Below are 17,388 nucleotides of genomic sequence, written 5' to 3' on the forward strand. Positions count from 1 at the left end.
TAGTTGCCTTCCTTATTCATATTCTGATAACCATTGATCCTTCAGCTCATCTATTTTTCCGCTTGCTTCTAACTCTTCTAAAATAGCATTTACTTCTTCAACTAGTTCACTTCCTTTAGGAAACGCAATCCCCATTCCAGGTGAACTTGTTGTTGGGTCATCAAATCCAACAAAACCTTGGGAATCCATATAACCTACCGCTACGGTTTTATCCATATAAGCTACATCAATACGATTTGAATTTAATTCCTGAACTAAAACACTTGAATCATCTACTTTTTTCACTTCAAACCCGTATTCTTCACTTAACGTTTCTGCACCTTCTTCTTGAATTGTTCCTAATTGCACACCAACAATTTTCCCTTCTAAGTCTTCTAAACTATTAACCTCTGCATCAGGTTTAGAAATCAGCATTTCTCCTGAACGGTGGTATTCCTTAGAAAAGTCAACATTCTTACTACGTTCTTCGGTAGCACTCATACCCGCCATAACCATATCTACACGTCCTGCTTGTAATGCTCCAATTAGACCATCGAAATTCATATCTTCGATTTCCAGATCATATCCTAATTCATTCGCAATTGCATGTGCTAATTCAATATCAAATCCTTCAAAGTTTCCTTCTGTATCATAGGATTCAAATGGAGGAAAATCAGCTGACGTTGCCATTTTTAGTATTTCCTTGTCCTCGGAATCATTAGAGGCAGATGTTGTATCCTCTCCTTCTGAACCACATGCAACTAACATACTTACCATAAACACTACGAATAGAGAATGAAACATTATTTTTTTCATATCAATCTCTCCCTTTTAGTTATTTTCTTCAAATTCTGTTTTAATAGTTTGTAATAACTTTGAATCTGTTAAAATATCATATCCTGTATTCGCCAACGCTAATGCTCCATTTACTAATGCTCTGTGACCATCTTGTGTAATTGTTTGGTCTGCAAATTCTTTTGTATGTGCAACTAAACCTGGCGCATTTAGCCCAATATATGGATGAATTGCTGGAACAACTTGACTCACATTCCCCATATCAATCGAACCATAGCTTAGTTTGGCAGGTAGAACTGGTAGCTTTGTTGATTCCTCTAAATTCTTGTTAAAGGCATTAGATAGTGTTTGGTTAGTAACCATATCATCGTAGCTTAGTTCATAGTTTTTAATTTCTACGGTTGCCCCAGTCATTAATGCAGCACCATGTGCGATGTTTTTCACCTTTTCGACAACCTCATTGAGGTAATAGCGTTCCTTTGCACGAATATAAAACTGTGCAACAGCATAATCTGGTACTACATTAGCTGCTTGACCACCTTCTGAAATGATCCCGTGGATTCGTACATCTGTCGGAAGATGCTCACGCAATGCATTAATTCCGTTGAACATTTGGATGACACTATCCAAAGCATTAATCCCTTTCTCAGGTGATGCTGCAGCATGAGAAGACTTTCCAGTATAAGCAAACTGGATCGCATCCATTGCAAGCGAATCTCCACTTTCATAAGATTGGTCACCTGGGTGAAGGATCATTGCGACATCTATATCATCAAAAACACCCTGTTCACTCATGGGCACCTTAGCTCCATTTGTTTCTTCTGCAGGTGTGCCTAAAACGACAACTCTTCCTCCAGTATCATTCAACAGCTTACTAAGTGCTATTCCTGCTCCGACGCTCATTGTACCGATCAAATTATGTCCACAACCATGTCCAATTCCAGGCAAAGCATCGTATTCTGCTAACAAAGCAATCGTTGGACCTGGTTTATTACTGTTAAATACAGCCTTAAAAGCTGTTGGTCGGTCTACTATACCCTTTTGAACTTCAAAATGATGTTCTTTTAGATAATCTGATAATAACTCCATCGAATTAAATTCTTGATCACCTAGTTCCGGATTGGCGTATAGGTGGTCACTCATTCGAATGAGGTTAGGTTCTATGTTGTGTAGTTCTCGAATCAGTTTCTCTCTCATATTTATTCACCTTTTTGTATATTTATTAATTCATGTGTATATTTATACCACATATTAATAATCATACGCAATAGTTTTTATAAAATTTTTTATCGATCTTGGTAGAAAAGACTCCTTCCTCAAAACGTGGGCAGCTTTAGGTGGGAGATGAATCGCCTATTTTAATTTTTATTTAGAGGAAATTTTTTACGTTATTGCCCTTCAACTCTTGAAGGATAATAATCCTTCCATTTGTCATACTAATAATAAGGTTTCAATGAACTTGTGGAAATGAGATGAAAATATGCTAACACTTTCTTTTATATTTTTCTTCTTCATACTGTTGATTGGCTTTAATAAATTTAATATTCTACCGATAACTAAAATTATACCTATTTGGCTTTTCATCGTATTCATCTCTGGTTTAATTATAAATTCAGTTTTTACAAACTTAGAGTATATAGCAAAACCAAAATCAGCAGACTCATATATTTCATACTTAATCCTGCAAAGTTTAATACTGCCTTTAGCTATACTATTCATAATCAATATATACAAGTTAGTTAGATTACCACTTAAAGTTGCTACGCTAATACTAGGAACCATAATTTTGATAATTGCAGAAAAATTTATAGAACAAATAGGCATCATTACATATACGCATTGGAATATAGCTTTTTCTACTATTTTATGGTCTTCAATCATTATGATTTCTATTTGTTTTTACCATTTCATGAAGAGGGGGATTTCTCATTCTTAAACTCCCAACACAATTTGATTCAAATGAATGGTTTGTTATGATAACTATGATTTTTTTAGTAATTGCCTTTTTCATGTTACCTAAAATATTTCCTACAGAAATGACGATTTCGATACTTTTATACTTCGCTGTACTCGGACTAGCTACAGATGTTCTAATCGGTGTAGACTATCCATTTAACTTTTACCAAATCATGGATGATTCCAAATTAGAGCTTTTTGATGTTTTTATCTATGGTGTTAATTATTCTATATATGGTTACTTTTTTTCATTTTTGATTTATAAGTGGATGATACGTAGAGGTAAATTATTATTAATCATTATTTATTGGAGTGGACAAACCACTCTAATTGAATGGGTCTCCGTAAAGTTTCATGTATTTTCATATCATAATGGATGGTATATTGGTTATTCAATTATTGCCTATTTATTAGTTTTCACAATAAGTGCATTCGTCGTTAAAGTATTTATTCATTGCTGGAAGAGTGAAAATAAGCTCTAACTTATTAAACCATAAAGATCGCACAGTGATTTATTCACTGTGCGATCTTTATTTAAATAAAATGTTTGTTTATCTATATACGAAACAGGATAATTTATCCCTTAGCTCCTTTAAATATACCTTAATATGCTTTTGCCCAGTAAACTAGTTCCTTTGCTTCTTTACCACAGCATACACATGTATCTGAAACCTTTTCTTGTTCAAATGGAATGCATCGAGAAGTTGCCGTTGTATCTTCTTTAATCTTTTCTTCGCAAGCTACATCTGTGCACCACATCGCTTTTATAAATCCACCTTTTTGATCAAGCGTTTGTTTAAACTGTTCCATATTCGTTGCAACAGATGTCTTCTCATCACGATGTTCTAATGCCTTATTGTATAGATTGGTTTGAATTTCGTCTAATAATGCAGGTAAACGTTCCTCCAATTCGCTTAGTGAAACAAACTCTTTTTCCCCTGTATCGCGACGAACAAGTACTACCTGCTCTTTTTCTATATCTTTAGGTCCCATTTCGATTCGAACTGGAATACCTTTCATTTCATACTCGTTAAATTTCCAGCCTGGCATTTTGTCACTTGCATCAATGCCAACGCGAACAAGACCTTTTAACTGGTCACGAAGATCATAAGCTTTATCCAATACACCTTCCTTATGCTGTGCAATTGGAACAATCATAGCTTGAGTTGGAGCAATTCGAGGCGGAACAACTAACCCACGATTATCACCATGTACCATGATTAAAGCTCCCATTATTCGTGTAGAAAGCCCCCATGATGTTTGATGTACGTATTGACTTTTACCATTTTCATCTAAATACGTAATATTAAATGCTTCTGCAAATTCAGAACCAAAGTGATGCGATGTACCGGATTGTAATGCTTTACCATCATGCATTAGAGCTTCAATGGTCAATGTATATTTAGCACCTGCAAATTTTTCCTTATCCGTTTTTCTTCCACGAAGGACTGGAATTGCTAAATAATCTTCAACTAGGTCTGCATAAACATTAAGCATTCGATCTGTTTCATTTGATGCATCCTCATCTGTTGCATGAGCAGTATGCCCTTCCTGCCAATGGAATTCGGAAGAACGTAGGAATGGACGTGTAGTTTTTTCCCAACGAACAACATTTCCCCACTGATTATAGAGCATAGGTAAGTCACGATACGAATGAATATTTTTGGAATAGTATTCACAAAATAGCACTTCAGAAGTTGGACGTACTGCAATACGCTCTTGTAGTTCTTCCTCCCCACCATGTGTTACCCAAGCTACCTCAGGTGCAAAACCTTCCACATGGTCCTTCTCCTTTTGCAAAAGACTCTCTGGAATAAATAATGGAAAAGCTACATTGGAGTGTCCAGTTTCTTTTATCATTCGATCCAACTCATCCCGAACATTTTCCCAAATAGCGTACCCATAAGGCTTGATAATCATTGTTCCTTTTACTTGACCATAATCAACTAATTCCGCTTGTTTAACAACATCTGTATACCACTGAGCGAAATCGTCTTCCATTGCAGTAACCTTTTCAACAAACTGCTTATTTTTCTTACCCAAATCAAACACCTCTTTATATTAAATTTATTTAAGAACACAAAAAATCCTCCATCCGAAAAGGGACCGAGGTCTGGTGGTACCACCCTTGTTTGCTGTCTATTTATTTTTGAAGACAACACACTTTGCTTGATAACGGTTATGAACCGCGCCAACTTTTCGGATGGCGAACTCCAAGGTAGGTTCTAATTCATGTCTTTGGAAAGTTTTCAGCACTCCTTCCCTCTCTGTAAAAGACAATTCGAATTATACTAATCCTTTTCAACGTTTCCTTATATTAATTTTTAATATATAGGTCAACGTATGTAAAGTCAAGCAATAGTAAAGCTTTTCATTATATCAATATTCTTTTTTCTCTAGATCATGTACATCTGCTTCTTCAGCAAACTCTGTTTGTAACTTATTAAGAGAATAATTATCTTGTCTCTTCATAGGGATACGATTAACTATGTAGCCATGTAAGAAAGGCTCACAACAGGTAATAAAGAATGCGGCTAATAATGATAAGGTCGCAACCGGTATTTCTGCTCCTACTATAAAAATTCCTATGCCCCATAGAATAACAAATGCTAAACCAAAATCTAAAAAAGAAGCCCATAAGTTACCAAACATTCTAAGAAAAATTAAATCTCCAACCACGTATGAAATAACTGTAGTAAGAACACTAATTAAAACAATATCAAAGAATGATACATCATGAAAAATACCAAAAATAGCCAACACAGTAAAAAAGATTGCTAGTAACTTTATGCCCATTATTTTTATATGTTCCATCCTAAAATCAACCTTTCTATTTGGAATATGTTTGTAGTATTTGAATTTAGGATGGAAATATTACAGAAATGCTTATTTTACCGTAGCACCAAGTGTTTGGGCAAAATGTTCTAACGCCCACTTATGCCCTACCTCATTAAAGCTCGCAACAGCTTCTTTATGAATAACAATCTTAAACCCTTTGTTGTAGGCATCCACCGCTGTATGCAATACACATATATCTGTACAAACCCCTATAATATGCACTTCTTCTATAGAGCGTTCTCTTAATTTTATCTCTAAATCTGTTCCAGCAAATGCACTATACCGAGTTTTATCTAGATAAGATACATTCGTTTTATGCTTGTTTTCATCGTAAACTTTCGCTAATTCTCCGTATAAAGCACGACCAGCAGTTCCTATAATATTGTGCGGGGGAAATAAAGTGGATTCTGGGTGATAATGATCTCCTTCTTCGTGGCCATCAATTGCAAAAACTACGTATTCTAAAGCTTCTATAAATTCTTTTGTAAGTGATACAACCTTCTCTTCAATATCTTGTCCTGGTTTACCGCAAGTTAAGTTGCCATGTTCTGCAACAAAATCATAGGTATAGTCTACATTAATTAAAGCTCGCTTACTCACATGTATTCCTCCTTTAAATTATCCTCTATATCAAATTTTACCTTGAGTAGGGTTATAAGCCAACTACTATCTCCAATCTGTGGTGGACTTTTTCTTACTTTAGCACCGCCAGCGTATGACCGCTACCTGAGATGGTTCATAACTAAAAAAACAAGCATGTAGATTTTACAAGCTTGTTTTCTCGTTATTCTGAGTGACATTAATTTTTATGGTCTCTCCCTTTTTTCGTAATGCAGCATGATACGTTGGTCCAACTATATCTGTATACGAAAATCCATATTGAATTGCTGTTGTAACAAACTGCTTAGCAGATTGAACGGCACTCACAAGAGTCTCTCCCTTTGCTAAGTTAGCTGTAATTGCAGCTGAATATGAACAACCTGCCCCACTAGTATTTGCAGTATCAATTCTTGGTGCTTCAAACGTAGTTATCGTTTTACCATCGTACAAAACATCTACTGCAGAACCAGATAACCTTCCGCCTTTTACCAATACAGCTTTTGGCCCTAATTGATAAAGATCAACTGCAGCTTGCTTTAAATCATCAACATCATCCAATGACCGACCATTTAACAATAAGGATGCTTCAGGCATATTCGGAGTAATTAGAGTAGCAACAGGTATAAGTCGCTCTTTTAAAAGTGAAATTGCATGGTCCTCTAGCAACTTTGAATTCATTTTCCCTACCATAACAGGATCAAGGACATAATGGTTTATAGAAACTTGTTTTATCAATTTTGCTACAGTCTCTATAATTTCTTCAGAAAATAACATCCCGGTTTTTATGGCATCCATACCAACCTGTTCCAAAGCAGTTAAAAATTGCGCTTCAATTGCTTCAGTCGTTTGTAAGTGTACATTTTTGTTCGTTACTGGATGCCTCCCCACAATGGCTGTTACTACACTCATTCCATATACATCTAGCTCTTGAAATGTTTTTAAATCTGCCTGAATCCCTGCGCTTCCCCCTGCAGCAGATCCTGCAATTGTCATAACCCTTGATGGCAATTTCATGAACAATCCCTACCTAACAAAAACTTTGCTTTTCTAAAAGCATTAGTCAACACTTATTCCGAATAGTTTTTTACCTACTAAAAAATCACAACAATAAAAAACCAGATAATCATAATTAATTGAACAAATACTTTTGCAAATGAACCACCTAGAAAACCAAGCAACGAACCAATAGAGGCTCGCAAAGCTTCCTGCGCTGTCCTTCTTTGTACCATTTCGATAAGAAAAACAGCAAGAAACGGCACTATGATAATTCCAAACGGAGGGTAAATAAAGGAGCCAACTATTACGGCTAATGCTGCACCACGTTCTCCCCATTTACTTCCTCCAAATTTTTTCACAAAATAACTGTTAGCTATGATATCAGCAACGATTAAAATTATCGTAAATATAAGCATAGCCGTCCAAAAAACAATGGTTAATTCACTTCCATTAATAACAAAGTGATACAGAAGAAAGCCTACCCATAATACCAGTACAGAAGGAACTAATGGAAAAATAACTCCTACAAAGCTTAGTAAAAATAATACAATAATAACGACCCATATTAAGATATCCAGCATTATTCCCTCCAATCAGAACACTTAATCTATCTGTTTCTTAAACATACTTGATAATGTTTTTTCTTCCTTACGCATAATACGTTTATAATTTTCAACATGTTTCAAAATACTTAGCACAGATAATAGTATAACAATCATAGTTGGTTCAATTCCAAAGAAATAATACGTCGATACTAAGAAGGAAAAATACATAAATAAAACACCAATAACTAAATAATCCGTAGTAATCGTAAATAATAAAAGAATCCCAATCCCAATTAAAGCTATTTTCCAATCTATTGCCAATAAAACACCCACTAAAGATGCAGTTCCCTTACCTCCGCTAAATCTCATTGTTATTGGGTAATTATGACCTATTATGATAAATAGTGCGGTAAGATATACTAAAAGAGTTTGTGTTTCACCAGTAATGCCATTTTCGTTTAAAATATATAAAACTAGTAGTATAGCTGCGGTTGCTTTGAAAATATCAATTAAACCGACTAGTATTCCATATTTCCATCCTAAAAGAATAGTTGTATTTGAGGCTCCTGCATTTTTTACACCGGCATTTTTTATATCTATCTTTTTTAGTTTTCCTACGATTTGGGACCCATGGATACATCCAAAAATATAGCCGATTAGACAAGCTACTAAGATATACATTCTCCTACCCCCTTTTCCTTATTATAACGTAATAATGAATGCGGTTAGTAGTACTTTTTAGAAGATAAAAAGCAAGCAATTATCCCGTTGGAGTGATTTACATGAAAGCCCTAAAAACATTTTTAAAATCCATTGCAATCATCCTCATGTTCTTTGCCATTGTTATCTATCTTTATAACTATTTAGGTTATAATGATTATAAATATGAAGGTAAAGATGCTCCAATACCAACAGGGCTTCACCCTATCGTGAAAAAAAAGACCGAACACCTCATTAATGAAGCTGAAGCTCAAGATATATCGATAGTTATAACAGAGTCATTTCGTACGTTTGAACGTCAAGAAGAATTATATGCACAAGGTAGGTCGGAGGAAGGCAGTATTGTTACCTATGCAAAAGGCGGAGAATCCTATCATAACTATGGTTTGGCCATTGATTTTGCGATTGTAAAGGAAAATGAAGATTTAACTTGGGATATTAATTATGACGGAAATGGAAATGATAAATCTGACTGGCATGAAGTGGCTGAGATTGCTAAGGATCTAGGATTTGAGTGGGGTGGAGACTGGAGTAATTTTAAAGATTATCCACACCTTCAAATGACGTTTGGATTAAGTATCCAAGAGCTTAAACTTGGTTTCAGACCAAAAGTTGAAACGGAAGTTAAGCAGTAATATGGTATTTTATACATTACTCCATTAAACTTAAATTATCTTGAATTCAAAATACTTTTTTGTGAAGGAGAACATTTATGCAATTAAAAGGTATTCACCATGTTTCTGCAATAACTGCAAATGCAAAAGAAAATTACCACTTTTATACCGAAATCCTAGGCATGCGACTTGTTAAGAAGACAGTGAACCAAGATGACACTTCTATGTATCACTTATTTTATGCAGACGAAGCTGGAAATCCTGGAACTGATCTTACCTTTTTTGAAATTAAAAATGCCGGGAACACATATCCAGGAATTAGTAGTATATCCGGTACATCCTTGCGGGTTCCAAATGATAAGGCCCTATCCTATTGGGTAGATCGCTTTAATCAGTATCATGTGGAACATGAGGGAATCTCTAATCAAGGAGAACGAAACGTCATTCATTTTTATGACCACGAAAAACAACGACTAACCCTTATTTCCGATGAACACAATAATGGTGTTCCGGGTGGTAGGCCATGGTCACAAAGCAGCGCTTCTGTCGAACATGGCATTATCGGTCTAGGCCCAAGTAAGTTGACTATAAAGGACCCTACTCCTACTGTTAAAGTCTTAACTGAGATTCTAACCTTTACTCAGGTTGGTAGTTATCCATCCACCGTCAAAGGGCAGGAAGACATCTTAATTTTTTCTACTGGAGAAGGTGGAACCGGTGCAGAAATTCATGTAGAAGTAAGAGATGACTTAGCAAGAGAAAGACCGGGAAGAGGTAGCGTACACCATGTTGCATTTCGTGTTACAAACGAAGCAGAGCTTTTTAAGTGGAAAGCTCGACTAACAGAAGCACGAATTCCAAATTCAGGATTGGTGGACCGCTATTATTTCCAATCACTTTATTTCCGAGAGCCAAACGGGATTCTTTTCGAATTAGCTACAGATGGACCGGGATTTGCTACGGATGAGGATATAAATCACTTAGGAGAATCACTTGCATTACCACCGTTCTTAGAAGACCAACGCGAAGAAATTGAAGCAAAACTGGTTCCTTTAGATACTATAGGTAACAAATAAGGTTCTTCATTGTAACGAGTAGTTTTTTTCGGGGGCTTTTTCATGATTTCCTAATAAGGATTTTGTCCGTGAGAATTCTTCACTTAAGACGTTTGCATGCTGTCTGAACTGAATTTTGTCGGTGAAGCACCTTCTCTCGGACATTATCATCCCTTCCCCTAATTCGTCCTTGATAAAGTAAAACTTCATTCAGCGGCGATTTTCTTCATCCCCCACCGAATGTTAGTTGAACCAATCGGACATTTACGGGCAGTTGATTCCCCACTTATCCTTCTTCACTTCAACGTCTTGAAGTGGGGGTCTTACTGCCCGTTACATGCGGGATAAAATTAAAGAAGCTTGATGTCATCAAGCTTCAAGCTCTTTTCTAAAGCTTCTTTATTCTCCCAAAAATAAAATGTTATTATCATGTCTTACTTTTTCCGTCCACTTTGCAACACTTTCACTTCGATCCATCCACTTGTGGAAACTATTGGAATCATTTTCTGCAATTAGCCTTGTAAATACTTCGATCTCGTACACCATATCTAATTCTAATTGACTTTGTGCTAACTGTTTTTTCTCTTTGGTTAATCGATTATATATAGTTATATCGTGAATTGGTGCAATATGATCAATCGTAATTGTTCCATCCTCCCCTTGAATTTCAGACGGAATAGTTCCCTGTGCCACTTTGGAGCACATGATGGTAACATTAAATCCCTTATATTTTAAAACTAACGTACCACTACCATCGATCCCATTTGTTAATAAAACTGGGAAGTAATGAATATCTTCTGGATCACCAAATAAGTCAATAGCAGCACTTAATGGATATACCCCCAAATCCATTAAAGCACCTCCAGCAAATTCTTTTGAAAAAATATTTGGTTGTTTCCCTTCCTTATATGCATCATATCTTGAGGAGTATTGAATATACTGCAGAAATACACTTCGTATCTCCCCGATTTGTTCAATCGTATTTTTTAGGATTTCATAGTTAGGTGAAAACAAGTGACGATACCCTTCAAATACATATACTCCATATTTTATTGCCTCTTCCCTAATCTTTTTAACTTGCATTTGAGTAAAGGCCATTGGCTTTTCACAAAACACATGCTTCTCACTTTGAATACACTTCATTACATGTTCATAATGCAAAATATTAGGAGAAGCAATATATACAAAGTCAGTATCATCTTGTAGCATCTCATCGAGTAGGTTATACCATTTTTCAGCATTATTTTTTTCTGCAAAACTTTTTGCCGTCTCTTCATTCCTCGAATAAACAGACAAAAGCTTTGCCTTACCACTAAGTTTAGCAGCCTGTATAAACATCTCAGTAATCCAACTGGTTCCAATTGTAGAAAATTTCATAGCTCTATTCTTCTTTCCTCTCATTATCCGTATTTAGGTGTTCATCATTTTGTGGCAATGGATCAATTGTATGCTTGTAAGCATAGCCTTTGGATGTTGTCAAAAGGGACAATGCTAGTACCGCAAGTATGATGACAATTGCAAGAACAATAAACCAAATCATGGTGACACTCCTTATATTACATATTTTTAGGATCTTCAAATGGTTTTATAATACCATAAATAGCCTCAATATACGGTACTTCCAACCCTTTTGCCTTAGCTAAACGAATTGCTCCGCCGTGTAAATGTTCTAGTTCAAGGATTAGCCCCTTACGTCTATCCTGATGCATAGAAGAGGTTCCATCGTCTTGGATATTCAATAGTTGTGTTTTGGCAGCTTCTACATCTTTTTCTGTAACTTCAACATGATATGCATTTGCAATTATCCTCATTTCCTGCAGGACCATTTCTGCAATTCGAAAGGTTTCTTGATTCGACCGTATAGGACCAATTGGTAAATTCGTAGCAGTCGTAATACCTGAAAATGCATTAATAAACATATACTTTTTCCATAATTCTATTAAAATACGATCACTATTTACGACATCCACATTAGCATTTTCCGTTAGTTCCTCTAATTGTTGGCAAATTGCTTTATGTGTTGGCTCAAGTGCCCCGAAAACCACTTGATGGAATTCACTATTGTGTTCAACATGGCCATGATCATTAAGAGTAGCCATGATGAATGATAATCCACCGAGAACAAAATCTTTTCCTAACTCATTTTGTAACAGAGGTATATGCTCCATTCCATTAAGAACAGGTAATACATATGCACCTTTTTTCTGTAATTCTTTTAAACTTTCTAATGCACCTTCTAGGTGATATCCTTTTACACTTAATAAAACTAGATCAGCAGATTCAATTTCAGATACATCCGTTATAATTGTAGGATCTTGGAATGTGTAATCACCTTTCGGACTGTTAACTGCAAGTCCGTTTTCGTGAATTTGTTTCGCTCTTTTTTCTCTCACTAAAAATGTAACGTCAGCACCCGCTTCTTCAAATCGAGCACCAAAATATACTCCTAATGCCCCAGCTCCAAACACAACTATTTTCATATAGAAACCCCTCCTAACTAGTTATAGTGTTATCGTACTTGTTCTACATCATATTGTCTAATTTCTAAAGTAGCACTACCTGCCATATTTTGGGGATTTAAAAGTATATCAAACTATATTTGAGGATATTTCCGCATAAAAGAGCTAATGTACAACCAATCGATGCACATGCTACTTAATTGCAAATAATCTAAAAATACTGCGTTTGAACTCAAATCCACAAATCGATAACATTATATATAGCTGTTTGAAACATCAATTTAATTTAAATCTTAAGGGTTTTCTGGTTTCTTGGTGGTGATTTATGCCTAGTAAGGAATCATCACTCGATAGTGGAGAACATATTGGGAAACTAGAACGGTTTCAAACAGGTATTAATACTTACTTTTAGTTAGTATTTGGCTCACGAGGCCATGCTAAAAAAATTAGGAGGTCTTTTAGCGTATGAAGAAGTTATTATTAGCTTCGCTTTTTGGTTTATCTATTATCCTACTAGCTGCATGTGGTGATAGCACTAGTGGTGATGGAGATGATGGCTTACTAGAAAAACTACAAGATGAGGGTAAAGTAACAATCGGTTTTGCTAATGAAAAACCATATGCATATGAAGAAGATGGCGAATTAAAAGGGGCAGCCGTTGATATTGCAGCAGCTGTGTTTGCTGAATTAGGTATTGATGAAATGGATTCACAGTTATCTGAGTTTGGTCAGTTGATCTCCGGATTACAAGCTAAACAATTCGACGTAATTACAGCAGGTATGGCGATTATGCCAGATCGTTGTGAAAACGTTACATTCGGTGAACCGGAAATGACTTATGGGGAAGGATTAATTGTTCAAGCAGGTAATCCTCTTGGTTTAGAAAGCTATGCAGATATTGCTGCTAATCCAGATGTAACTGTATCTGTAATGTCGGGTGCAATGGAAAATGATTACCTTCAAGAAGAAGGTGTGGATCCTAGTCAAATTCAATCTGCTGATGATATTCCTGCGACATTTGCTGCAGTAGAATCTGGTCGTGCAGATGCTACAACTGGTACAGAGATGACAGTTAAAATGGCATTAGAATCAGCAGATACTGATGCACTAGAATTTGTTGAAACGTTTGAACAACCTGATGTAGAAGGAATCCCAAGCTATGGTGCAGCTGCTTTCCATCCAGACGAGCAAGAGTTAGTGGATGCGTACAATGAAAAACTTGCTGAATTAAAAGCTGATGGTACAGTTGCAGAATTATTAGAAGCAAACGGATTTAGTGCAGAAATGAATATGGTACCAGATGATATTACTACTGAACAAATCTGTAACGGTGAACTATAAAATAAAATTATAGAGAGAACTTTAAAACATATGACAATCAAGACTCCATAGGGTTATGCTCCCTCGCCCGGGGGGTCTAACCCTATTTTTTTATGAAACTATCAATTTAATAAAGGAGTGATTACGATTAGTGCAATAATTGAAGTTTTCCCCGTCCTAATGCGTGGAATAGAAATAACCATTACCGTTCTAATTTTATCCGCTATATTTGGTTATTTATTTGCATTTATTGCTGGGCTATGTCGCCTTTCCACTAATCCCATACTACGAGGTTTTACAAGTTTTTATGTTGAAATTTTTCGTGGTACTTCATTAATTGTTCAATTATTTTGGTTATACTATGCAATTCCAATGTTATTTGGAATCGACCTTGGAAGTAATTTATTAGCCGGTGTTTTGGCAATTTCATTAAACTACGGTGCCTACATGTCGGAAATTGTCCGTGGTTCTATATTAGCTGTTTCGAAAGGACAATCCGAAGCTGCTACTGCTCTTAATATGTCCCGCTTTCAGCGAATGAGACTCGTTATTTTTCCCCAAGCAGTTCGCATGATGCTTCCAGAGTTCGGTAACTACCTCATACAGATGCTAAAAGCAACATCATTAGTTTCCTTAATTGGAATGCATGACATTTTATATCATGGAAACATATTAAGAAGCTCTGATTTATCAGCGGCTCCAACAGTATATCTATTAATTCTTGTTTTCTACTTTATTATGGCATTACCTTTAATTTTCTTAACAAGAAAAGGAGAGGCTATATCTAAGAAAGGGGTGGCTAGTCAATGAATTGGAGATGGGATATGTTCTTTGAAGCCCTCCCTTATGTACTTCAAGGTATCGGAGTTACGATTGGTTTAACTTTTGCGTGTTACCTTTTTGCTTTAATAGTTGGGTTTGGATGGACGTTTTTACGACGCATTCCAAATAAAACCATCAACTGGATTATTACTTGGATTATGGAATTCATCCGTTCTACTCCACCACTTGTTCAGCTATTTTTTATTTTCTTTGCCTGGCCAATGGTCCCTTATGTTGGGGTAACGCTAAGTCCGTTTGCAAGTGCTGTCTTAGGACTTGGTATACACTTTAGTACGTATATTGGTGAAGTTTACCGTTCAGGAATTGAAGGTGTAGAAAAAGGACAATGGGAAGCTTCAAGAGCATTAAATTTTTCCACTACCCAAAAGTGGACTAAAATTATTTTGCCACAAGCCATTCCTCCTACCATACCAATGCTAGGTAACTATTTAATTATTATGTTTAAAGAAGTTCCATTAGCAGCAACTATTGGGGTAGTTGGAATCTTGCATATGGCAGAGAGCTTTGGATCAGTTAACTTTAGATATCTAGAGGCTTATACAATTGTAGCACTTATCTTCTTAGCTTTAAGCTATCCTTCTGCTATACTAATAAATAAGCTAGAACGAAAAATGAATCGACGTTTTGATAAGAAGGCTGCACTTAATAGTATGAATGAAAGTAAAGGAGCGGTGTCGTAATGTCAGAATCTGTGGTAACAAAAGAACACTCACAGGATACACAAACTGAAAACAAAGATGTTATTGTTAGCTATAAAAATATAACTAAATCATTTGGTGATGTAGAAGTTTTAAAAGGTATTAATTTAGACATCAAGCCCGCGGAAAAAGTTGCTCTTATTGGACCCAGTGGATCTGGTAAAACTACAATCATCCGCATGCTTATGACTTTAGAGCAACCAACATCGGGTGAAATAATTGTTGATGGAAAAAACTTATGGCATATGGAAAAGAACGGGGATTTAGTACCTGCCAATGAAAAACACCTGCGTGAGGTACGTGGTGACATCGGGATGGTTTTCCAGCATTTTAACCTATTTCCTCATATGACCATATTAGAAAACTGTATGACTGCACCAATTCATGTACAAAAGGAAGATAAAGCAAGTGCTAAAGAACGTTCGATTGAAATGCTAAAAAAGGTTGGACTCGGTGACAAATTAGATAATTACCCAAGTCAATTATCTGGTGGACAAAAGCAACGTGTTGCAATGGCTCGTGCTCTTGTAATGCGACCGAAGATCATGTTATTTGATGAGGTAACATCTGCTCTTGACCCAGAATTAGTTGGTGAAGTCCTTGAAGTTATTCGTGATATTGCTAAAGAAGGGGAAATGGCAATGGTTCTCGTAACCCATGAAATGGAATTTGCCCTTGATATCGCTGATCGAGTTATCTTCTTAGACAACGGGGTTATCGCTGAAGAAGGTACACCTAGTGAAGTACTTGAGCATTCAGATAATGAACGCCTACAACAATTCTTACACAGGTTTAGATCATAAAACTTGTTATAAGCATGGGCACCTAATATGGTGTTCATGCTTTTTTGTTAGATTGATCTTCTCGTACGTGTAGGTTTGGCCTATGTCTGATGTTCTCGCTCTTGTGTCCGATGCTCCCACTCCCGTGTCCGATGTTCCCGCTCTTGTGTCCGATGTTCCCGCTCTTGTGTCCGATGTTCGCGATCTTGTGTCCGATGTTCTCGATCTTGTGTCCGATGTTCTCGATCTTGTGTCCGATGCTCCCACTCCCGTGTCCGATGTTTCCGCTCTTGTGTCCGATGTTCGCGCTCTTGTGTCCGATGTTTCCTCTCTTGTGTCCGATGTTCTCGATCTTGTGTCCGATGTTTCCCCTCTTGTGTCCGATGCTCCCACTCTTGTGTCCGATGTTTCCCCTCTTGTGTCCGATGTTTCCGCTCTTGTGTCCGATGTTCGCGCTCTTGTGTCCGATATTCTCGCTCTTGTGTCCGATGTTCCCGCTCTTGTGTCCGATGTTCTCGCTCTTGTGTCCGATGTTTCCCCTCCCGTGTCCGATGTTCTCGCTCCTGTGTCCGATGTTCTCGCTCCTGTGTCCGATGATTCCTCTCCTGTGTCCGATGTTCTCGCTCCTGTGTCCGATGTCCCCTCCCGTGTCCGATGTTCTCGCTCTTGTGTCCGATGTTTCCCCTCTTGTGTCCGATGTTCCCACTCTTGTGTCCGATGTTCCCGCTCTTGTGTCCGATATTCTCGATCTTGTGTCCGATGTTCCCGCTCTTGTGTCCGAAGTTCCCGCTCTTGTGTCCGATATTCTCGATCTTGTGTCCGATGTTCTCGATCTCGTGTCCGATGTTTCCGCTCCCGTGTCCGATGTTCCCGCTCTTGTGTCCGATGTTTCCGCTCCCGTGTCCGATGTTCTCTCGCTTGTGTCCGATGTTCACGCTCTTGTGTCCGATATTCTCGATCTTGTGTCCGATGTTTCCCCTCCCACCTCGATGTTCTCGCTCTTGTGTCCGATGTTTCCCCTCTTGTGTCCGATGTTTCCCCTCCCACCTCCGATGTTCTCAATCCCACCTCCGATGATCTCGCTCCTGTGTCCGATGTTCCCGCTCCCACTTCCATATTTTTCCACCTTATTAACGAATGTTCAAAATCAAAACCAAATCCAATATAAAAAGCTATAAGCACCTAGCT

The 17,388-nt window shown here is 37.1% G+C and carries 20 protein-coding genes, 1 pseudogene and 1 other annotated feature; of the genes and pseudogenes, 8 read left to right on the forward strand and 13 right to left on the reverse strand.

Annotated elements, in window-relative coordinates; all coding sequences use genetic code 11:
* Positions 1 to 12: 12 nt before the first annotated feature.
* The 3 genes from GMD78_RS15580 to GMD78_RS15590 all read right to left on the reverse strand — a co-directional run bounded on the left by GMD78_RS15580 (position 13) and on the right by GMD78_RS15590 (position 2,655).
* Positions 13 to 795, reverse strand: coding sequence for a transporter substrate-binding domain-containing protein (locus GMD78_RS15580; RefSeq protein ID WP_155669917.1), 783 nt, complete (start codon positions 793 to 795; stop codon positions 13 to 15).
* A gap of 15 nt (positions 796 to 810) precedes the next feature.
* On the reverse strand, positions 811 to 1,971 hold the full coding sequence (locus GMD78_RS15585) for a M20 family metallopeptidase (protein WP_155669919.1): 1,161 nt from the start codon (positions 1,969 to 1,971) through the stop codon (positions 811 to 813).
* Between the two features lie 234 nt (positions 1,972 to 2,205).
* Positions 2,206 to 2,655 (reverse strand): hypothetical protein, encoded by a 450-nt coding sequence (locus tag GMD78_RS15590; protein ID WP_155669921.1) that lies wholly within the window; start codon positions 2,653 to 2,655, stop codon positions 2,206 to 2,208.
* A gap of 92 nt (positions 2,656 to 2,747) precedes the next feature.
* Between GMD78_RS15590 and GMD78_RS15595 the strand changes: the two genes are divergently transcribed.
* Positions 2,748 to 3,212 carry a hypothetical protein gene (locus GMD78_RS15595; RefSeq protein ID WP_155669923.1) on the forward strand — a complete coding sequence of 155 codons (465 nt, stop codon included), beginning with the start codon at positions 2,748 to 2,750 and terminating at the stop codon, positions 3,210 to 3,212.
* 121 nt (positions 3,213 to 3,333) lie between these two features.
* On the opposite strand, the gene proS is transcribed toward GMD78_RS15595, so the two are convergent.
* From proS to GMD78_RS15625, 6 genes are all read right to left on the reverse strand, one after another.
* Complete coding sequence (proS, locus tag GMD78_RS15600; protein ID WP_155669925.1) at positions 3,334 to 4,773, reverse strand: proline--tRNA ligase; 1,440 nt, start codon at positions 4,771 to 4,773, stop codon at positions 3,334 to 3,336.
* A 55-nt stretch (positions 4,774 to 4,828) separates the two neighbouring features.
* Positions 4,829 to 5,044: a binding site (T-box leader), on the reverse strand.
* A 65-nt stretch (positions 5,045 to 5,109) separates the two neighbouring features.
* A complete protein-coding gene (locus GMD78_RS15605) occupies positions 5,110 to 5,544 on the reverse strand; it encodes a DUF2512 family protein (protein WP_155669927.1) in 435 nt (144 codons plus the stop codon).
* Positions 5,545 to 5,616: 72 nt separating this feature from the next.
* Positions 5,617 to 6,168 carry a cysteine hydrolase family protein gene (locus GMD78_RS15610; protein ID WP_343042374.1) on the reverse strand — a complete coding sequence of 184 codons (552 nt, stop codon included), beginning with the start codon at positions 6,166 to 6,168 and terminating at the stop codon, positions 5,617 to 5,619.
* Positions 6,169 to 6,333: 165 nt separating this feature from the next.
* Positions 6,334 to 7,182, reverse strand: coding sequence for a bifunctional hydroxymethylpyrimidine kinase/phosphomethylpyrimidine kinase (gene thiD, locus GMD78_RS15615; protein ID WP_155669929.1), 849 nt, complete (start codon positions 7,180 to 7,182; stop codon positions 6,334 to 6,336).
* 77 nt (positions 7,183 to 7,259) lie between these two features.
* Positions 7,260 to 7,745: a DUF456 domain-containing protein gene (locus tag GMD78_RS15620; protein WP_155669931.1), complete on the reverse strand. Its 486-nt coding sequence runs from the start codon at positions 7,743 to 7,745 to the stop codon at positions 7,260 to 7,262.
* 21 nt (positions 7,746 to 7,766) lie between these two features.
* Positions 7,767 to 8,390: a glycerol-3-phosphate acyltransferase gene (locus GMD78_RS15625; RefSeq protein ID WP_155669932.1), complete on the reverse strand. Its 624-nt coding sequence runs from the start codon at positions 8,388 to 8,390 to the stop codon at positions 7,767 to 7,769.
* A 101-nt stretch (positions 8,391 to 8,491) separates the two neighbouring features.
* Between GMD78_RS15625 and GMD78_RS15630 the strand changes: the two genes are divergently transcribed.
* Positions 8,492 to 9,064: a M15 family metallopeptidase gene (locus tag GMD78_RS15630; protein ID WP_155669934.1), complete on the forward strand. Its 573-nt coding sequence runs from the start codon at positions 8,492 to 8,494 to the stop codon at positions 9,062 to 9,064.
* 77 nt (positions 9,065 to 9,141) lie between these two features.
* Positions 9,142 to 10,119: a ring-cleaving dioxygenase gene (locus GMD78_RS15635; RefSeq protein ID WP_155669936.1), complete on the forward strand. Its 978-nt coding sequence runs from the start codon at positions 9,142 to 9,144 to the stop codon at positions 10,117 to 10,119.
* A gap of 378 nt (positions 10,120 to 10,497) precedes the next feature.
* Here the strand turns inward: GMD78_RS15635 and GMD78_RS15640 are convergent, their stop codons facing one another.
* The 3 genes from GMD78_RS15640 to GMD78_RS15650 are packed head-to-tail and all read right to left on the reverse strand — an operon-like array spanning position 10,498 to position 12,578.
* Positions 10,498 to 11,475: a Gfo/Idh/MocA family protein gene (locus GMD78_RS15640; RefSeq protein ID WP_196493843.1), complete on the reverse strand. Its 978-nt coding sequence runs from the start codon at positions 11,473 to 11,475 to the stop codon at positions 10,498 to 10,500.
* Positions 11,476 to 11,479: 4 nt separating this feature from the next.
* The gene (gene ytzI, locus GMD78_RS15645; RefSeq protein WP_155669940.1) at positions 11,480 to 11,638 is read right to left on the reverse strand and encodes a YtzI protein; all 159 of its coding nucleotides are present in this window, start codon (positions 11,636 to 11,638) and stop codon (positions 11,480 to 11,482) included.
* 16 nt (positions 11,639 to 11,654) lie between these two features.
* Positions 11,655 to 12,578, reverse strand: a complete 924-nt coding sequence (locus GMD78_RS15650; RefSeq protein WP_155669942.1) for a ketopantoate reductase family protein — start codon at positions 12,576 to 12,578, stop codon at positions 11,655 to 11,657.
* Between the two features lie 444 nt (positions 12,579 to 13,022).
* Between GMD78_RS15650 and ehuB the strand changes: the two genes are divergently transcribed.
* The 4 genes from ehuB to ehuA all read left to right on the forward strand — a co-directional run bounded on the left by ehuB (position 13,023) and on the right by ehuA (position 16,221).
* On the forward strand, positions 13,023 to 13,898 hold the full coding sequence (gene ehuB / locus GMD78_RS15655; protein WP_155669945.1) for an ectoine/hydroxyectoine ABC transporter substrate-binding protein EhuB: 876 nt from the start codon (positions 13,023 to 13,025) through the stop codon (positions 13,896 to 13,898).
* Between the two features lie 159 nt (positions 13,899 to 14,057).
* Positions 14,058 to 14,687 carry an ectoine/hydroxyectoine ABC transporter permease subunit EhuC gene (ehuC, locus tag GMD78_RS15660; RefSeq protein WP_155669947.1) on the forward strand — a complete coding sequence of 210 codons (630 nt, stop codon included), beginning with the start codon at positions 14,058 to 14,060 and terminating at the stop codon, positions 14,685 to 14,687.
* Positions 14,684 to 15,400 (forward strand): ectoine/hydroxyectoine ABC transporter permease subunit EhuD, encoded by a 717-nt coding sequence (gene ehuD / locus GMD78_RS15665; RefSeq protein WP_155669949.1) that lies wholly within the window; start codon positions 14,684 to 14,686, stop codon positions 15,398 to 15,400. The genes ehuC and ehuD overlap by 4 nt, the downstream gene beginning before the upstream one ends.
* On the forward strand, positions 15,400 to 16,221 hold the full coding sequence (ehuA, locus tag GMD78_RS15670) for an ectoine/hydroxyectoine ABC transporter ATP-binding protein EhuA (RefSeq protein ID WP_155669951.1): 822 nt from the start codon (positions 15,400 to 15,402) through the stop codon (positions 16,219 to 16,221). Before ehuD ends, ehuA begins: the two co-directional genes overlap by 1 nt.
* Positions 16,222 to 16,227: 6 nt before the next feature.
* Here ehuA and GMD78_RS21485 read toward each other — a convergent pair.
* Positions 16,228 to 16,815 (reverse strand): annotated as a pseudogene (locus tag GMD78_RS21485) (hypothetical protein); the annotation flags it as partial.
* Positions 16,816 to 16,889: 74 nt separating this feature from the next.
* Here GMD78_RS21485 and GMD78_RS21490 point away from each other — a divergent pair.
* Complete coding sequence (locus GMD78_RS21490; RefSeq protein WP_215907225.1) at positions 16,890 to 17,378, forward strand: hypothetical protein; 489 nt, start codon at positions 16,890 to 16,892, stop codon at positions 17,376 to 17,378.
* Positions 17,379 to 17,388: the final 10 nt, after the last annotated feature.

The sequence above is a fragment of the Ornithinibacillus caprae genome, from assembly GCF_009728145.1.
In the GTDB taxonomy this organism is placed as follows: domain Bacteria; phylum Bacillota; class Bacilli; order Bacillales; family Amphibacillaceae; genus Ornithinibacillus; species Ornithinibacillus caprae.